Annotated in this window: 13 protein-coding genes and 2 pseudogenes; 10 read left to right on the top strand and 5 right to left on the bottom strand. The window is 69.9% G+C overall.

Going from position 1 to position 17,522, the window contains the following annotated elements; translation table 11 throughout:
- Window positions 1–114: 114 nt before the first annotated feature.
- Window positions 115–600 carry a tripartite tricarboxylate transporter TctB family protein gene (locus ACFJI0_RS26675; RefSeq protein WP_382322979.1) on the top strand — a complete coding sequence of 162 codons (486 nt, stop codon included), beginning with the start codon at window positions 115–117 and terminating at the stop codon, window positions 598–600.
- Window positions 601–634: 34 nt separating this feature from the next.
- Window positions 635–2,146, top strand: coding sequence for a tripartite tricarboxylate transporter permease (locus ACFJI0_RS26670; RefSeq protein WP_291119850.1), 1,512 nt, complete (start codon window positions 635–637; stop codon window positions 2,144–2,146).
- 121 nt (window positions 2,147–2,267) lie between these two features.
- On the opposite strand, the gene ACFJI0_RS26665 is transcribed toward ACFJI0_RS26670, so the two are convergent.
- Window positions 2,268–3,677, bottom strand: a complete 1,410-nt coding sequence (locus ACFJI0_RS26665) for an ATP-binding protein (RefSeq protein ID WP_382322978.1) — start codon at window positions 3,675–3,677, stop codon at window positions 2,268–2,270.
- A gap of 4 nt (window positions 3,678–3,681) precedes the next feature.
- On the opposite strand from ACFJI0_RS26665, the gene ACFJI0_RS26660 reads away from it, so the two are divergent.
- Together ACFJI0_RS26660 and ACFJI0_RS26655 are read left to right on the top strand one after the other, a co-directional pair.
- Window positions 3,682–4,653: a hypothetical protein gene (locus ACFJI0_RS26660; RefSeq protein ID WP_382322977.1), complete on the top strand. Its 972-nt coding sequence runs from the start codon at window positions 3,682–3,684 to the stop codon at window positions 4,651–4,653.
- A gap of 146 nt (window positions 4,654–4,799) precedes the next feature.
- Entirely contained in the window at window positions 4,800–5,483 is a 684-nt protein-coding gene (locus ACFJI0_RS26655) for a histidine phosphatase family protein (protein WP_382322976.1), read from the top strand.
- Between the two features lie 89 nt (window positions 5,484–5,572).
- Here the strand turns inward: ACFJI0_RS26655 and ACFJI0_RS26650 are convergent, their stop codons facing one another.
- Entirely contained in the window at window positions 5,573–6,415 is an 843-nt protein-coding gene (locus ACFJI0_RS26650; protein WP_382322975.1) for a creatininase family protein, read from the bottom strand.
- 45 nt (window positions 6,416–6,460) lie between these two features.
- Between ACFJI0_RS26650 and ACFJI0_RS26645 the strand changes: the two genes are divergently transcribed.
- The gene (locus ACFJI0_RS26645; protein WP_382322974.1) at window positions 6,461–7,240 is read left to right on the top strand and encodes an alanyl-tRNA editing protein; all 780 of its coding nucleotides are present in this window, start codon (window positions 6,461–6,463) and stop codon (window positions 7,238–7,240) included.
- A 62-nt stretch (window positions 7,241–7,302) separates the two neighbouring features.
- Here ACFJI0_RS26645 and ACFJI0_RS26640 read toward each other — a convergent pair whose 3' ends face one another.
- The gene (locus ACFJI0_RS26640) at window positions 7,303–8,523 is read right to left on the bottom strand and encodes a class I SAM-dependent methyltransferase (protein WP_382322973.1); all 1,221 of its coding nucleotides are present in this window, start codon (window positions 8,521–8,523) and stop codon (window positions 7,303–7,305) included.
- A gap of 224 nt (window positions 8,524–8,747) precedes the next feature.
- On the opposite strand from ACFJI0_RS26640, the pseudogene ACFJI0_RS26635 reads away from it, so the two are divergent.
- The 4 genes and pseudogenes from ACFJI0_RS26635 (at window position 8,748) to priA (ending at window position 15,417) form a co-directional block, all read left to right on the top strand.
- Window positions 8,748–10,969, top strand: a pseudogene (locus ACFJI0_RS26635) (protein-disulfide reductase DsbD family protein).
- Between the two features lie 47 nt (window positions 10,970–11,016).
- The gene (locus ACFJI0_RS26630) at window positions 11,017–11,643 is read left to right on the top strand and encodes a thioredoxin family protein (RefSeq protein ID WP_382322972.1); all 627 of its coding nucleotides are present in this window, start codon (window positions 11,017–11,019) and stop codon (window positions 11,641–11,643) included.
- A gap of 75 nt (window positions 11,644–11,718) precedes the next feature.
- Window positions 11,719–12,823 (top strand): annotated as a pseudogene (gene hemE / locus ACFJI0_RS26625) (uroporphyrinogen decarboxylase).
- A 446-nt stretch (window positions 12,824–13,269) separates the two neighbouring features.
- Window positions 13,270–15,417, top strand: a complete 2,148-nt coding sequence (gene priA / locus ACFJI0_RS26620; protein ID WP_382322971.1) for a primosomal protein N' — start codon at window positions 13,270–13,272, stop codon at window positions 15,415–15,417.
- A 95-nt stretch (window positions 15,418–15,512) separates the two neighbouring features.
- On the opposite strand, the gene ACFJI0_RS26615 is transcribed toward priA, so the two are convergent.
- Together ACFJI0_RS26615 and ACFJI0_RS26610 are read right to left on the bottom strand one after the other, a co-directional pair.
- Entirely contained in the window at window positions 15,513–15,914 is a 402-nt protein-coding gene (locus tag ACFJI0_RS26615; RefSeq protein WP_382322970.1) for a hypothetical protein, read from the bottom strand.
- A complete protein-coding gene (locus ACFJI0_RS26610; protein ID WP_382162605.1) occupies window positions 15,911–16,414 on the bottom strand; it encodes a GAF domain-containing protein in 504 nt (167 codons plus the stop codon). The genes ACFJI0_RS26615 and ACFJI0_RS26610 overlap by 4 nt, the downstream gene beginning before the upstream one ends.
- Window positions 16,415–16,554: 140 nt before the next feature.
- On the opposite strand from ACFJI0_RS26610, the gene ACFJI0_RS26605 reads away from it, so the two are divergent.
- Window positions 16,555–17,520, top strand: coding sequence for an MBL fold metallo-hydrolase (locus ACFJI0_RS26605; RefSeq protein ID WP_382322969.1), 966 nt, complete (start codon window positions 16,555–16,557; stop codon window positions 17,518–17,520).
- The last annotated feature ends 2 nt before the right edge of the window (window positions 17,521–17,522 follow it).

Genomic DNA, 17,522 nt, shown 5'->3' with positions numbered 1-17,522 from the left:
TGTTTTGGTCACCCACACACCCCCACGGTCTTCTTACCATCGCGCGGCGCACGTCTTGTGCCCTCGCCGAGCCCTGTGCAGGAGCCGGCGATCAACGCCATTTCAGGAGACATCGTGAGAATCAAGAGTCAGAGAGACTTTGCCTCGGGCGTGCTGTTCAGCGCGTTCGGTGTGGCCTTCGCCTGGGGTGCCACCACCTACAACGTGGGCACCGGTGCCCGCATGGGCCCAGGCTATTTCCCGCTGGTGGTGGGCGTGCTCATCGCCATCATGGGCGTGCTGATCACGCTCAAGGCCCTGACGGTGAAGACCGAGGATGGCGAGCCGATCGGCCGCATCGCCTGGCGCCCCCTGATCTTCATCATCGGCGCCAACCTGATCTTCGGCGTGCTGCTGGTGGGTGTGCACAGCTGGGGCCTGCCGGCCATGGGCCTGATCGTCGCGATCTACGCCCTCACTTTCGTCGCCAGCCTGGCGGGCGACCAGTTCAAGGCCAAGGAGGTGTTCGTGCTCGCCACCGTCCTGGCGATCGGCAGCTACATCGCCTTCGAGCTCGCGCTCAAGCTGAACTTCCCGATCTGGCCGGCCTTCATCGGCTGATGCGCGTGACCACGACCCCCACCAGACAAGAACCATGGATCTGATCACCAACCTCTCGATCGGTTTCGGCGTCGCCTTCACGGCGCAGAACCTCATCTACGCCTTCGTCGGCTGCCTGCTGGGCACGCTGATCGGTGTGCTGCCCGGCATCGGCCCGGTCGCCACCATCGCCATGCTGCTGCCCGCCACCTACGGCCTGCCGCCGGAAGCGGCGCTGATCATGCTGGCCGGCATCTACTACGGCGCGCAGTACGGCGGCTCCACCACAGCCATTCTGGTCAACCTGCCCGGCGAAGCGTCCTCGGTGGTGACCGTGATCGACGGCTACCAGATGGCGCGCAAGGGACGGGCCGGGCCCGCGCTGGCGGCTGCCGGTCTGGGTTCGTTCTTCGCGGGCTGCGCCGGCACCCTGATCCTCGCGGCCTTCGCGCCGCCGCTGACCGAAGTGGCGCTGAAGTTCGGCCCGGCCGAGTACTTCTCGCTGATGGTGCTGGGCCTGATCGGTGCCGTGGTGCTGGCCTCGGGCTCGCTGCTCAAGGCGGTGGCCATGATCCTGCTCGGCCTGGCCTTCGGCCTGGTGGGCACTGACGTGAACTCCGGCGTGGCGCGCTACAGCTTCGACATCCCCGAACTCACCGACGGCATCAGCTTCATCGCCATCGCGATGGGCGTGTTCGGCTACGGCGAGATCATCGCCAACCTGGCCACGCCGTCGGACCAGCGCGAGGTCTTCACGGCCAAGGTCAAGGGCCTGATGCCGACCAAGGAAGACTTCCAGCGCATGACGCCCGCGGTGCTGCGCGGCACGGCCCTGGGCTCGGTGCTGGGCATCCTGCCCGGCGGCGGCGCGCTGATGTCGGCCTTCGCCTCGTACACGATCGAGAAGAAGATCAAGCTCAAGAAGGGCGAAGTGCCGTTCGGCCAGGGCAACATCCGCGGCGTGGCCGGCCCCGAGTCGGCCAACAACGCCGGCGCGCAGACCTCCTTCATCCCGCTGCTCACGCTGGGCATTCCGCCCAACGCCGTGATGGCGCTGATGGTGGGTGCGATGACCATCCACAACATCCAGCCGGGCCCGCAGGTCATGACCAGCAACCCGGAACTGTTCTGGGGCCTGATCGCCTCGATGTGGATCGGCAACCTGATGCTGATCGTGCTCAACCTGCCCCTGATCGGCATGTGGATCAAGCTGCTGACCATCCCCTACAAGTGGCTGTTCCCGGCGATCGTGCTGTTCTGTGCCGTGGGTGTGTACTCGGAGAACAACAACACCTTCGAGATCTGGATGGTCGCCATCTTCGGCGTGATCGGCTACCTGTTCCACAAGCTCAAGTGCGAGCCGGCGCCGCTGCTGCTGGGCCTGATCCTGGGGCCGATGATGGAAGAGTACCTGCGGCGCGCGCTGCTGATCTCGCGCGGCGACTGGAGCGTGCTGGTCACGCGCCCGATGTCGGCCAGCCTGCTGGCCATCGCCGTGGTGCTGCTGGTGGTGGTGCTGCTGCCCTCGGTCAAGGCCAAGCGCGAGGAAGCGTTCGTGGAAGATTGAGGGGCTCCCCCTGCGCCGCCCTTGGCGGCTTCCCCCTCTCTGGCGCGCCTTCGGCGCTGGGAGGGGGACGGCATTTCGGGCCGGCGAAGCCGGACCCTTGATGCCTTTGGATGCGGTGGCGTCAGTCCGGCTTGACCAGGCGGGCCACCACCTCGCAGAAGGCCTCGACCGCGTCGGTCTTGAACACCACCTCGCGCACGCCGGCCGTCTTGGCCTCGGCCTGCAGTTCGTCGGTGATGTAGCCGGAGGCGACGGCCACCGGCAGCTTGGGGTTGATCGCCAGCACGGCGCGCGCCACGTCCAGCCCCGACATGCCCGGCATGTTGTAGTCGGTCAGCAGCAGCTGGAAGGCCTCGGGTTGCTCGCGCACCGCGTTCACCGCCAGTTGCTGGTCGGTGAAGGACGTCACGCGGTAGCCCCGGCGCTCCAGCAGGCGGCGCACCAGGAAGACCAGCGTGTCGTCGTCGTCGAGGTACAGGATGTGGGGCTGGTCCGCTGGCGGGGCGTCGGCCATGAGGGGGGTCTCCAAAAGGGCGGTCTCGGCGCCCTCGGGTGGGCGAGGGGCCATTGTGACGGGATCGGCCCCCGCATGTCCAACCACGGGATCAAGGGCCAGCCCGGGCGGACCATCGGGCGCCGCCGGGAAGTAGAGCGTGAAGGTGGTGCCCTTGCCGGGCCGGCTCTCGACATCGATGGCGCCCCCGTGCACCTGCACGATGCCCAGCACCACCGGCAGGCCCAGGCCGGTGCCGCGCCCCACCACCTTGGTGGTGAAGAAGGGCTCGAAGATGCGGCTGCGCACCGCCTCGGTCATGCCGCAGCCGTTGTCGCTCACCCGCAGGCGCACCGCATCCACCCCGGCTTCGGCGCAGGCCTGGGCCACCTCGGCGGGCAGCCGGGGGTCGTGGCCCTTGAGGCCGTCGAGCTGGCACTCGACCCGCCCCGGGCGGCCTTCGAGCGCGTGCACGGCGTTGGTGCCCAGGTTGATCAGCACCTGCCCGAGCTGGGTGGCGTCGGCCAGCAGGGGCGGCGTGTCGGGGTGGCACTCGTGCAGCAGTTGCACGTGCGGCGGCATGGCCGCCCGCATGAGGTTGCAGGTCTCGGCCAGGATGGCGCCCACGTCCACGCGGGTGCGTTCGGCCGGCTGCTGCCGGCTGAAGGCCAGGATCTGCCGCACCAGCTCGCGGCCGCGGCGCGCGGCCGTGCTGATCTCGTGCAGGCTTTCGCGCGCCGGCGCATCGTGCGTGAGATCCTGCCGCGCCAGGTCGGCGTTGCCCAGGATCGCGGCCAGGATGTTGTTGAAGTCGTGCGCCACGCCGCCCGCCAGCGTGCCCAGGGCCTCCATCTTCTGCGACTGCGAGAGCTGCGCCTGCAGGGTCTTCTGCTCGGCCTGCGCGGTCTTGAGCGAGGTGATGTCGATGAAGGTCAGCACCACGTGGCGCAGACCGCCCTGGGCGTTGTTCTCGGGATAGGCATTGAACAGGGCCCAGTGCACCTCGTCGCCGTTGCCCACCGGCACGCCCACCACCACGCTCTTGACCGGCTGGCCGGTGCGCCAGCACGCGCTCGAACGGCATGTCGTGGCGGCGCATGGGCTGGCCGTCCTCGCGCAGCATCTGCCAGCCCGGCCCGGTCGGTTCGGGCAAGGCCGTGTTGGCGCCACCCGGGCTCCAGCCGAAGAAGCGGCGCGCCGCGCTGTTGATGCTCGAGAGCGTGTGGTTGGGCCGGAACACCATCACCCCGGCACTGAGGTTCTCGATCAGCGCGCGCGAGTCCGCCTCGCGGATCAGCAGGCCCTGGCGCGCGCGATCGCCTTCGAGCCGCAGCCGGTAGGTCACCAGGGCCCCATAGAGCACCACGCGCAGCAGGCCCGCGAGCAGGAAGAAGAACACCGTGACCGGCCCCACCTGCGACAGCGGCAGGCCCGCCACCGGCCCGGCCAGGGCGAACAGCAGCATGGCGACGAACTCCACCGCGGTCAGCAGCTTGAGGGCCTGCATCTCGGGCACGCGCCGCTGCGGGTCGGCGCTCACCATGTCCCGGTACGCCATGCCCATGACGATGAGCACCGCCAGCGCGAACACGGCCTGGCGCGCCTGCGGCAGGTCCCACACGAAGATGAACACGGTCTGCAGCGCGGCCGCCACCAGGCCGGCCGCGGCCACCCGCGCCACCGGCTGCAGGAACTGCAGGTGGCTGCGAAGGCCCATCCAGGCCAGCAGGGGCGCGATGCAGAGGGCCGCGTTGCCGACGCCGTAGGCGAGGAAGTCGGGCACGCTGCCACGCAACCACAGGCCCAGCGACCCCAGGATGGACACCGTGGCCGACAGCGACCACCAGCCCGGCCCCCCGATGGTCGGGTAGCGGCGCAGCAAGCCAAAAAATGCCAGGGCCGTGAGCCCATCGATGCCGACCCGCATCGCGAGCAGGGTGGGCATGTCAAACAGCATGGCAACGGGAAAAGACGCACATGCCGACGATTGAAGCACAGGGCCTTTGCCGCCTAGCAATGGAAAAAGACCGCAAAGCCGCGCGAGTTCGGGCGACCGACATCCGTCACGGTTGCGGGGGCAGACACCTGCGCGACTGCCGGGCGGCGGCCCAGTCGCTGCCGGGACAAAGTCGGGCCGCCACGCGGCCACAGAATGCCGCCATGGGAACCCTCTACCTTGTGCGCCACGGCCAGGCCTCGTTTGGCTCGGACGACTACGACCAGCTCAGCGACATGGGCCAGCGCCAGAGCGTGCAGCTGGGCCGCTACTGGGCCGAGCGCGGGCTTGTGTTCGACGCCGTGATCACCGGCACCCTGCGCCGGCACCAGCAGACCTGGGCCGGCATCGCCGAAGGCGCGGGGCTCTCACATGAACCCCTGGCCTGGGCCGGCCTGAATGAGTACGACAGCGAGGCGGTGATCCGCGCCATCCACCCGCACCCCTTGCAGAAGCCGCGCAGCGCCGCCGAGGCCCCCGAGCTCTACCGCCACCACTTCCGCCTGTTGCGCGACGGCCTCGCGCAGTGGATGGCTGGCACCGTGAGCCCGCAAGGCATGCCCAGCTACACCGAGTTCGTGCGCGGCGTGACGGGCGCGCTCGACCATGTGCGCGCGAACCACCACGGCCAGAACGTGCTGCTGGTGTCCAGCGGCGGGCCGATCTCCACCGCCGTAGGGCATGTGCTCGGGCTGAGCCCCGAGGCCACCATCGAACTGAACCTGCGCATCCGCAACAGCGCGGTGACCGAGTTCCAGTTCAACCCCAAGCGCCACACGCTGCTGAGCTACAACACACTGCCACACTTGGACCGGGCAGAGTTCAGGGACTGGATGACCTACGCCTGAGGCGAAGCCCCCACGCTCCGCCGCTGCGCCGGTCGCTGCCCCCCAAGGGGGCTGATCCGGCTTGGGGCGGCCCGGCGCCGGATCGGTCGCTACCGGGCCGGCGGGAAGGCGACGCGATCGGTGAGCGTGTCCGGCGGCAGCCGGTCGATCTCGCTCAAGAGCTGGGCCAGCGCGCGGCCGGCGGCCTCGAGCACGGCCTGCCCCTTGTCGGCGCTGGCGGCGGCGGCGTTGCCCACGGCACCCTGTGGGTTGTAGTCCTGCATCTGCCAGGCCAGCTTCGCGCTCTTGCCGTTGCCCAGGATGGGGAAACGCTGGGCACGGCCCTGCGAGGCCGACCGGAAGTGCTCGGCCTCGCGCAGGTGCACCCGCTCGGGTGACAGCGCAAGCATGAGCGAGGTCTCGATCTCGCCCGCGTGAATGCCGAAGCGGTGCTCCTCGGCGCTGAAAAGCGCGTTCAGGTCGTGCCCCTTGGCGTCGGTCAGCGGCAGGTGGAACCAGTTCACGCTGTAGACCAGCATGCCCAGCCGCGCGCGCAGGTCGCGCGCCACGAGGTCGAGCGCGCCCACCTGGCCGCCGTGCGCGTTGAACAGCACGAGCTTCTTCACGCCGCTGGCCGCCACGCACTCGGCCAGCTCGGTCCACACCCGCATCAGGGTCTCGATCCTGAGCGTGAGCGTGCCCGCGAAACCGGTGTGCTCGGGGCTGTAGCCCACGGCCTGTGTGGGCAGCACCAGCACCGGCAACTCGCTGGCGATGTGCGGCAAGGCCGCGCGCAGCACGCCGTTGACGATGTCGGTGTCGACCGACAGCGGCAGGTGCGGCCCGTGCTGTTCGGTGGCGGCCACCGGCAGCACGGCGATGGCGCGCGCGCTGTCCAGCGCGGCGAAATCGGCGGTGGTGAGGTCGGACCAGAAGCGGGATGGGGCGGACATGCCCGCATCTTAAGTGCGTTAAGCGCGCCCCCGTAAGATGGCGCGATGACCCACGACCTTTTCCGCCAGGACGCCTACCTGCAGCAGTGCGACGCCACCGTGGCGCGCACCGACGACCACGGCATCGTGCTCGACCGCACGGTGTTCTACCCGCTCGGCGGCGGCCAGGCTGGCGACGCCGGCACGCTCACGCTGGCCGACGGCACGGCCATCGCGATCGCCGACACCCGCAAGGGCAAGGACGCCGAAGGCCGGGCCACCGCCGACATCGTGCACGTGCCGGCGCCGGGCCAGGAGGCGCTGCTGACCCGGCTCGCCGCCGGCCTGCCGGTCACCGCGCGCATCGACTGGGACCGCCGCCACCGCCTGATGCGCTTTCACACCGCGACCCACCTGCTCTGCCACCTCGTGCCGGTGCCGGTGAACGGCTGCTCGATCACGCCCGACTACGCGCGCATGGACCTGCACCTGACCGACCCGCTCGACAAGGAGGTGCTCACGCAAGGCCTGGCACGGCTGGTGGCCGAGTCGCACCCGCTGACCGTGGGCGCGATCACCGACGCCGAACTCGACGCCAACCCCGCGCTGGTCAAGAGCATGAGCGTGGCGCCGCCGCGCGGCAGCGGCACGGTGCGCACCATCCGCATCGGCGAGGGCGATCTGCTGATCGACCTGCAGCCCTGCGGCGGCACGCACGTGGCCAACACGGCCGAGATCGGCCGCGTGGTGGTCACCAAGATCGAGAAGAAATCGGCCACCACCAGGAGGGTGGTGCTGGGGTTTCAGGAAACACCCCCCGCGTCGCCTTCGGCGCCTCCCCCCTGAAGGGGGACGACACCTATGGCCCGGCAAAGCCGGTTCCTCGGTGCCTCTGGACGGGCTCGTTGCTAGCGGTAGATGAAGCGCCGCGACCAGGGCAGGCCTTGGGCGGGCTGGCCCGCCGCGCGGCAGATCACCTGGTAGATCGACACCTCGTCGTGTTCGAAGGCCCAGGCGCAGCCCGCGAGGTACACGCGCCAGATGCGCCATTTGCGCTCGTCCACCAGCGGCTTGATCTGCGCCGTGCGCGCCTCGAAGGCCTCGCTCCAGAGCTGCGTGGTGCGCATGTAGTGGCGGCGCAGGCTCTCGATGTCGAAGGCTTCGAGCCCGCCTTCCTGCATGGTGCGCAGCACGGTGCCGATGTGCGGCAGCTCGCCCTGCGGGAACACGTAGCGGTCGATGAAGGTGCCACCACCGTGCCGCGTCTCGCCATCCTGCGGATCGGTGCTGGTGATGCCGTGGTTCATGGCCCAGCCGCCGGGCTTGAGCAGCGAGCGGATGTGCCCGAAATACCCCGCCAGGTGGTTCAGCCCCACGTGCTCGAACATGCCCACGCTGGTGATGCGGTCGAACGGGCCGTCCTTCACGTCGCGGTAGTCCTGCAGGCGAATGTCGATGCGGTCTTCCAGGCCGGCGGCCTTCACGCGCTCGCGCGCCAGCTCGTGCTGGTTCTTCGAGAGCGTCACACCCACGCAGTGCGCGCCGAACTTCTGCGCCGCGCGCAACACCAGCGCGCCCCAGCCACAGCCGATGTCGAGCAGGCGCTGGCCGGGCTGCAGCTGGATCTTGGTGAGGATGTGGTCGATCTTCTTGACCTGCGCCTCGTCCAGCGTTTCGTCGCCGTTCTCGAAGTAGCCGCAGGAATAGACCATGCGCTCGTCCAGCCACTGGGCGTAGAACGCGTTGGACACGTCGTAGTGGTACTGGATGGCCTCGCTGTCGCTCTCGCGCGTGTGGGCGAAGCGCCGGCGCAGGCGCCCGAGCAGGCCGCCATCGGGTTCGGCGGTCTCGGCCAGGCGGTGCGCCACGGCCAGGATGTCCGCCATCGAACCCTCCACGTCGATCAGGCCCTCCACATAGGCCTGGCCCAGGGTGTCCAGGCCGGGGTCGATGAGCAGCGGCAGCGCCGAGGCGTCGCGCACCCGGATCTCCACCTGCGGCGCATCGAACTCGCCCAGGGACAGCGAAGACGAGCCCCGCTCACCCCAACTCAGGCGAACCGGCAGGTTCACCCGCGACTTGACTCTTTGCGCCCATGGCAGCAAGGCGCGTTCAACGATCGATCCCATGCACAAAACCCTCCATGCTGGTCAACCACCCGTCCGCCCCCGGTTGTACCCAAACATGAAAGCCCTGTGAAGCCTGGGTGAAAAGCCCCCAGCGTGTCGCGGCGCACAGACAAACAGTGCTCGCTTATATTTGAGCGGCCTGCCCCAGGAACTTGGGCGCGCCCGGCCTCTCATACCCACGGGCGGCGCCACCGCCCCGCCCCGATCCCCCTGCCTGTTGCCCGATGCCCCTCAACGCCTTTTCCTCGGTCCGCCACGCCACGCGCCACCTGCTCGGCGCCCTGCTGCTGGCGCTCGCCCCCCTCTCGGTGCCCGCCCAGGGCCTGCTGTCGGGCGCGGCGCCCGCGCAGACCGTGGTGCAGAGCGACCAGGCGCGCGCCGAGCTGCTGGCCCACGCCCCCGAAGGCGCCGGGCCGGGCCAGCCGGTCTGGGTCGGGCTGCAGATCACCCACGCGCCCGACTGGCACACCTACTGGAAGAACTCGGGCGACTCCGGCCTGCCCACCGACCTGCAGTGGACGCTGCCGCCGGGCGTGACGGCCGGGGCCATCGCCTGGCCCACGCCGCGCAAGTTCCCGATCGGCAACCTCGCCAACTACGGCTACGACGGCACCGTGGTGCTGCCGGTGCCGCTGACCGTGGACCCCGGTTTCACCGGCAGCCACATCGACGTCAAGCTCCAGGCGACCTGGCTGGTCTGCCGCAAGGAATGCATCCCGGAAGAAGGGAGCTTCGCGCTGCGCCTGCCGGTGCGCGGCTCCACCGGCCTGCACGGCGCCGCCTTCGACGCCAGCTTCCAGGCCGCGCCCAAGGACCAGCCGGCGCAGGACAGCCGCGCCGCCCCCGAGCCGGGCTTCCTGAACGTGGCACTCAACGGCCTGCCCGCCGCCTGGCGCGGCCAGGCGCTCGAATTTTTCCCCGAGGCCGCCGGCCTGATCGAGCCCGGCCAGCCCTGGACACAGGCCTGGGACGGCGAGCGCTGGACCGCGCGCGTGCCGCTCTCGCCGCACCGCAGCGACAGCCCGGACCGGCTCGCGCTGGTGGTGGCCCAGGCCTCGCCCGCGGGCCAGGGGCCGGGCAGCCCCGGCGTGCGCCTGGACGTGCCGGTGCAAGGCACCTGGCCGGCCGCCGCGCCCCTGCCCGCCGCGGTGCCCGAGGCGCTGCAGGCCGCACTGGACGCCAATGCGGCCCGCGCGACCGCCGCCACCCCCGCGGTCGGCGCCACCTCGCTCACCCTGGGCGCGGCCCTGCTGGGCGCGCTGCTCGGCGGGCTGATCCTCAACCTCATGCCCTGCGTGTTCCCGGTGCTGGCCGTCAAGGTCCTGGCCTTCGCCCAGCACGCCGACAACCGCCGCGCCCACCGCGCCAACGGCATCGCCTACACCGCCGGCGTGGTGCTCTCCTTCGTCGCGCTCGGGGCGCTGCTGCTCGGGCTGCGCGCGGCCGGTGAACAACTCGGCTGGGGCTTCCAGCTGCAAAGCCCGGGCGTGGTGGCCGCGCTGGCCGTGCTGTTCACCCTGATCGGCCTGAACCTGGCCGGCCTGTTCGAGTTCGGCAGCGTGCTGCCCAGCCGCATCGCCAGCCTGCAGGCGCGCAACCCGACCACCGACGCCTTCCTCACCGGCGTGCTGGCCACCGCCATCGCCTCGCCCTGCACCGCGCCCTTCATGGGCGCCTCACTCGGCCTGGCCATCGCCCTGCCCGCCGCGCAGGCGCTGGCCGTGTTCGCCGCGCTCGGCCTGGGCATGGCCCTGCCCTACCTGCTCGCCAGCTGGGTGCCGGCGGTGGCGCGCGCGCTGCCGCGCCCGGGTGCCTGGATGCGCCACCTTCCGCCACCTCATGGCCTTCCCCATGTTCGCCACCGTGGTCTGGCTGCTGTGGGTGCTGGGCCAGCAAAGCGGCATCGACGGCGCGGCCGCGCTGCTCATGCTGCTGGTGGTGCTCGCGCTGCTGGTCTGGGCCCTGGGCCTGCGCGGGCGCGGCCGCACCGTGATCGCCGGGCTCTCGCTCGTCGGCCTGGCCTGGCTGGGCTGGACCATCGGCCCGAACGTGACGCGCCTGCAGGACCCCACCCCCGGCCAGGCCGTGGCGCACGGCGGTCGAGGGCGTGAGCTGGCAACCGTGGAGCCCGCAGGCGCAGGCCGAGCTGGTCGCGCAGGGCCGCCCGGTGTTCGTGGACTTCACCGCCGCCTGGTGCGTGACCTGCCAGTACAACAAGCGCACCACCCTGGCCGACGCCAGCGTGCTCGGCGACATGGCCGGCAAGAACGTGGCCCTGCTGCGCGCCGACTGGACGCGCCGCGACCCGGCCGTGACGGCCGCGCTCGCCAGCCTGGGCCGCAATGGCGTGCCGGTGTACGCGATCTACAAGAACGGCCAGACCCCGCAGGTGCTGACCGAAGTGCTCAGTGTCGAGGAGGTCCGCGCGGCGCTGGCCCGGCTGTAGACAGGCCAGCCCCGTTGTTCTTCAACCGTGTTTTCAGGAGTGCCACCATGCAACGCCGTCCCCTGCTCGCCCTGGCCGTCTTTTCGCCCCTGGGCACGATGCTGGTCACGCCCGCGTTCGCGGCCCCCGGTGTGGGCCAGCCCGCGCCCGACTTCAGCCTTCAGGACACCACCGGCAAGCCCGTCAAGCTCTCGGACTTCAAGGGCAGGACCGTGGTGCTGGAATGGAACAACCCGGGCTGCCCCTTCGTGCGCAAGCACTACCAGGGCAACATGCAGGCGCTGCAGAAGGAAGCCACCGCCCAGGGCGTGGTGTGGCTCGCGATCAACTCCACGCGCGACGACAGCGCCGACTACCAGTCGCCCCAGCAGCTCGGCCGCTGGATGACCGAGAAACAGGCCAGCCCCACCGCCACGCTGATGGACGAGGACGGCAAGGTGGGTGAGGCCTATGCCGCGCGCGTCACGCCGCACATGTACATCGTCAATGCGCAGGGCCTGCTGGTGTACGCCGGCGGCATCGACAGCATCCCCTCGGCGCGGGTGGACGACATCCCGAAGGCCACCAACTACGTGCGCCAGGGCCTGGGCGAACTGCGCTCGGGCAAACCGGTGAGCGTCGCCACCAGCCGTGCCTACGGCTGCGGCATCAAGTACAAGAACGGCGCAGCGTAGCCGACCTGCGCCTGCGCCCTGGGTGGGGGCCGATAATCCCCCGATACCCCCCCCACCCCAGTCCCCGATACCGACATGCCCTTTGCTCCCCTGCAGAACGACACCTTTCTGCGTGCCTGCCTTCGCCAATCCACCGACCACACGCCCGTCTGGCTCATGCGCCAGGCCGGCCGCTACCTGCCCGAGTACCGCGCCACGCGCGCCCAGGCCGGCAGCTTCATGGGGCTGGCGACCAACACCGACTACGCGACCGAAGTGACGCTGCAACCGCTGGAGCGTTACGCGCTGGACGCGGCCATCCTGTTCAGCGACATCCTCACCGTGCCCGACGCCATGGGCCTGGGCCTGTCGTTCGCCCTCGGCGAAGGCCCGAAGTTCGAGAAGACCGTGCGCACCGAGGCCGACGTGGCCGCGCTGGCCGTGCCCGACATGGACAAGCTGCGCTACGTGTTCGACGCCGTCACCTCGATCCGCAAGGCGCTCAACGGCCGCGTGCCCCTGATCGGTTTTTCGGGCAGCCCCTGGACGCTGGCCTGCTACATGGTCGAAGGCGGCGGCAGCGACGACTACCGCGCCGTGAAGTCGCTGATGTACGCGCGCCCCGACCTGATGCACCGCATCCTCGCCGTCAACGCCGACGCCGTGCGCAGCCTACCTCAACGCGCAGATCGACGCCGGCGCCCAGGCCGTGATGGTGTTCGACAGCTGGGGCGGTGTGCTGGCCGACGGCAAGTTCCAGGACTTCAGCCTGGCCTACACGCGCCGCGTGCTGGCGCAGCTCAAGCGCGAACACGGCGGCGTGGTGATTCCGCGCATCGTCTTCACCAAGGGCGGCGGCCTGTGGCTGGACGACATGAAGGACCTCGACTGCCACGCCCTGGGCCTGGACTGGACCGTGAACCTGGCCCGCGCGCGCGCCCAGGTGGGCGAAGGCGCCCACGGCAAGGCGCTGCAGGGCAACATCGACCCCAACGTGCTGTTCGCGCCGCCCGAGCGCATCGAGGCCGAGGTGGCCGCGGTGCTCGAGAGCTTCGGCCGGCCGCACCAGGGCGCCGGCACCGGCCCCACGCACATCTTCAACCTGGGCCACGGCATCAGCCAGCACACCCCGCCGGAGCACGTGTCGGTGCTCGTGGATGCGGTGCATTCGCATTCCCGGCGGCTGCGTCAGGCGGCCTGAAGCGCTCCCGTTTTTGCAGCTGGACCGGGGCTTTTGGCCTGCCCCGGCGCCCTTGGGGCGGCGGATGCAACGCCCCCGTTCTGGCGTCATGAAGGCGTCAAAAAGCCGCCGTCTGAACCGGCCATAACACAAATAATGCCGAAAAAGTCACTTGACACGCCTTACTTATGCACAAAACTCGTGCTGCGGTGCGCCATGAGGCCCGCCGCGGCCAGGCGCCAGACAAATCCTACAAGTGCCTCGTAAGTTATTGATTCATATAGATTTTATTTTCTGCTTTTTTTGCGGGCAGTTTAAGCAAACCCTTGATTTGCAAGGCTTCCGACGGCGCGCAGGCAAACTATCAACAAAGTTATCCACAAAAAGTCTGGATATGTTCCGATGCTCTGTCAAATCAACAACTTAGCGCGCGTTCCGACAGTCCAGCTGAGGAATGGGCGCTAAGCATGGCTTTCTGGCCCAGCGTCGTCGTGCGCACCCCGGCCCACAGCGGGGTGGGCGCCAGCCTGACTTACCGGAGTGAGTTGTCGCTCGCACCGGGCACCTTGGTGCGGGTGCCGCTGGGTGCCCGGGAGGTGCTGGGCGTGGTCTGGGAATGCCCCGACCAGCCCCCCGAAGGCCTGAGCGAAGCCCAGACCAAAACCGTGGCCGGCGTGCTCGAAGGCCTGCCGCCGCTCAACGCGCGCTGGCGCCAGCTGCTGCGTTTCGCGGCGCAGTACTACCAGCGCAGCCTGGGCGAGGTGTCGCTGGCGGCCCTGCCGCCGCAGCTGCGCGACCTGAACACCGTGCAGCTCGCCCGACGCCTCAAGAAAAGCCAGAAACAGCAGGCCGCCCGCGCCCCGCAAGCCCCGCCCGACGGCACGGCCACCGACATCGGCCTGGACCTGAGCGACGAACAGCGCGAGGCCCTGCAGGCGCTGGAAGCCGCGCAGGCCCCGGTGCTGCTGTACGGCGCCACCGGCAGCGGCAAGACCGAGGTCTACCTGCAGGCCACGCAGCACGTGCTGCAGGCGCAGGCCGACGCGCAGGTGCTGGTGATGGTGCCGGAGATCAACCTCACGCCGCAGCTGGAAGCGCGCTTTCGCGAGCGCTTCGAGCCCCTGTTCGGCGCGGGTGCCCTGGTCTGCCTGCACAGCGGCATGACGCCCGCGCAGCGCCTGGCCGGCTGGCTCGCGGCGCACACCGGCCAGGCGCGCATCGTGCTGGGCACGCGCATGGCGGTGCTGGCCAGCCTGCCGGGGCTGCGCCTGATCGTGGTCGACGAAGAGCACGACCCCAGCTACAAGAGCCAGGAAGGCGCACGCTATTCGGCGCGCGACCTCGCGGTCTACCGCGCCAAGGTGGAAACGGAGGCGCTGGTGGCCGAGACGGGCGATGCGGCGGCGCGCTGCCGCGTCGTGCTCGGCTCGGCCACGCCCTCGCTGGAGAGCTGGCACGCGGCCGACCAGGGCCGCTACCTGCGCCTGGCCATGCCGGCGCGCATCGGCGGCGGCGCGCTGCCGCGCCTGCGCCTGGTCGACATGAACCACCAGCCCAAAGGCGCGGTGCTCGCCCCGCCCCTGGTGGCCGCGATGGCCGAGCGCATCGCGCGTGGCGAACAATGCATGGTGCTGCTCAACCGGCGCGGCTACTCCCCGGTGCTGGCCTGCCACGACTGCGGCTGGAAGAGCGCCTGCCCGCACTGCAGCGCCTTTCGCGTGTTCCACAAGCTGGACCGCACGCTGCGCTGCCACCACTGCGGCTTCACCGAGCGCGTGCCGCGCGCCTGCCCCGAGTGCGGCAACCTCGACATCGCGCCCATCGGCAAAGGCACGGAACAGGTGGAAGAGCAACTCGCCAGCCTGCTGGCCGACGTGAAGCGCCCCGACGGCGGCCCCGCGCGCGTGGCGCGCATGGACGCCGACTCGACCCGCCTCAAGGGCAGCCTGGAACAGCAGCTCGCCACCATGCACAGCGGCGAGGTGGACGTGCTGGTGGGCACGCAGATGATCGCCAAGGGCCACGACTTTCGCCGCATCACGCTGGTGGCCGGCATCAACGCCGACTCGGGCCTGTTCGCCAGCGACTACCGCGCGCCCGAGCGCCTGTTCGCGCTGCTGATGCAGGCCGGTGGGCGCGCCGGGCGCGACGCGGTTTTCGTGAGCAGCCAGGGCAGCGAGAGCGAGCTGTGGGTGCAGACCTGGACGCCGCAGCACCCGCTGTTCGCCGCGCTGCGCCGGCACGACTTCCCGGCCTTCGCCGCGCAGCAGCTGGGCGAGCGCGAAAGCGCGGGCATGCCGCCCTTTCGCCACCAGGCGCTGCTGCGCGCCGACGCGAAAACCCAGCAGGCGGCCCAGGCCTACCTGAACGCGGCCGCGCAGGCCGCCGACGGCCTGCCGCACCGCGACGAGATCACGCTCTACCCGGCGGTGCCGCTGACCATCCAGCGCGTGGCGAACGTGGAGCGCGCGCAATTGCTGGTGGAGGCCGTCTCGCGCGCCGCCCTGCAGCGCTTCCTGAGCGCCTGGCAGCCGGTCTTGCTGGAGTGCCGGGGCCTGCCGCAGGCGCGTGGATTGGTGCGTTACGCGGTGGACGTGGACCCGCTCGCGATCTAGAGGGATCCCCCCGCGCCGCCTGCGGCGTCACCCCCCAGGGGGCAACACCTGCGGGCCGGCGAAGCCGGACCCGCGGTGTTCTGGAGGGCGCCTCTTCAGGCGACGAGGATTTCCGGCATCGGCCAGAGCTGCTCCAGCGTGTGCACCACGTCGCGCAGGCGGAAGGGTTGCAGCAGCAGGCGGCGCACGTCAAGCTCCTTGAGTCGCACCACCAGCTCCGCGTCGGCGCTGGCCACCATCACCGCCACCGGAATGTCGGCCTCGCAGCGCAGTTCACCCGCGCGCAGCCGCGTGAGCAGCGCCAGCGCCGCGTCGCGCTCGGCCAGCGAGAGCAGCAGGCCGTGGTCCACGTTGCTCTGCATCCATTTTTCGCCCTGGGCGATGCTGGTCGCCTGCTGCAGCCGCACCAGCTGCAGCTCGCGGCACACCGAGGCCACGGTGCCGCGCACCAGGCCATCGGGTTCGATCAGCAGCACCTGCGGCCGGCCGGCGCTCACGACACCGCCTCCTCGCGCCGGAACAGCTCCTCCACCACCAGGTCGCGCAGGCCGTTGAGGATGGCCTCGTCCAGTTTGTCGAAATCGCGCGGGCGCCGGTCCATGATGCACAGCGTGCCCACCACCTGCCCGTACGGCAGGCGCAGCAGCGCCCCGGCGTAGAAGCGCACATAGGGCTGGCCCACCACCATGGGGTTGTCGGCGAAGCGGGGATCGGCCAGCGCATCGGGCACGATCAGCGTCTTCGCCATCGCCACCGCGTGGCCGCAGAAGGAAATGTCGCGCGGCGTTTCCTGCACGTCCTCCAGGCCGAAGGACGACTTGAACCACTGGCGATCGTGATCGACCAGCGACACCAGCGCGATCGGCACGTTGAACTCTTTCGCCGCGAACGCCGAAATGCGGTCGAAACGCTCCTCGGGCGGCGTGTCCAGGATCACCAGGTCGCGCAGCGCCTTCAGGCGCTTCGCTTCGTTGTGCGGCAAAGGGGGCTTGATCATGCGGGCTCCTGGCCGGTCATGTCGCCGGCTCGCCTTGAAGATCGGCAGTCGGCCCGAAAACGTGAGACCCGCAAAGCCGACCGCGCTCAAATATAAGTAAATTGCGATATAAGAGCAGGCAAGACTACTGGAGACGACCCGTGCCCCGACTTTCCCTTCGCTGGTGGCTTGCGCCCCTGATCGCCCTGCGCACCTTCGCCGCCCAGGCCCAGCCCGCCGCCGACACCGGCCCGGCCATGACCGTGGAGGCGGTCGGCCCCCACAGCTACTACGTGCAGGGCCTGACCCAGCTGGGCTCGACCAGGAACCAGAACTTCATCAGCAACGCCGGTTTCGTGGTAACCCCCGAGGGCGTGGTGGTGGTGGACGCGCTGGGCTCGCCCCGGCTGGCCGAGCGGCTCACGCAGGCGATCCGCCAACGGACCGACAAGCCGATCACGCACGTGATCCTGACCCACTACCACGCCGACCACATCTACGGCCTGCAGCACTTCAAGCAGCTGGGGGCGAAGATCATCGCGCACAGCGCGTCGCGCGAGTACATCCAGTCCGACACCGCGCGCCTGCGCCTGGAGGCCTCGCGCACCGACCTCGCGCCCTGGATCAACGAGCAGACCCGCATCGTGCCGGCCGACGTCTGGATCGACGGACCCACCGCCCTGAAGGTCGGTGGCGTGGTGTTCGAGCTCACGCCGGTCGGGCCCTCCCACACGCCCGAAGACCTCACGGTGTTCGTGCCTTCGGAAAAGGTGCTGTTCGCGGGCGACCTGTTCTTCAACGGCCGCCTGCCCTTCGTGGGCCAGGCCAACAGCCGCCAGTGGATCCTGTCGCTGGAGCGCCTGCTGGCCTTCGACGCCAAAGCGGTCGTGCCGGGGCACGGCGCCGCGTCCACCGACCCGAAGAAGGACATCGGCACCACGCGCGACTACCTCAAGCACCTGCGCCAGAGCATGGGCGAGGCGGTGGAGAACTTCGTGCCGTTCGAAGAGGCCTACGACAAGACCGACTGGTCCGCCTTCGAGACCATGCCCATGTTCGGCCCGGCCAACCGCATGAACGCGTACAACACCTACCTGCTGCTGGAGCAGGAGGCCTTGAAGCGGTAGGC

The sequence above is a fragment of the Hydrogenophaga sp. UC242_53 genome (genome assembly GCF_042696965.1).
In the GTDB taxonomy this organism is placed as follows: domain Bacteria; phylum Pseudomonadota; class Gammaproteobacteria; order Burkholderiales; family Burkholderiaceae_C; genus Hydrogenophaga.
This window is presented reverse-complemented; position numbering and strand designations above follow the sequence as displayed.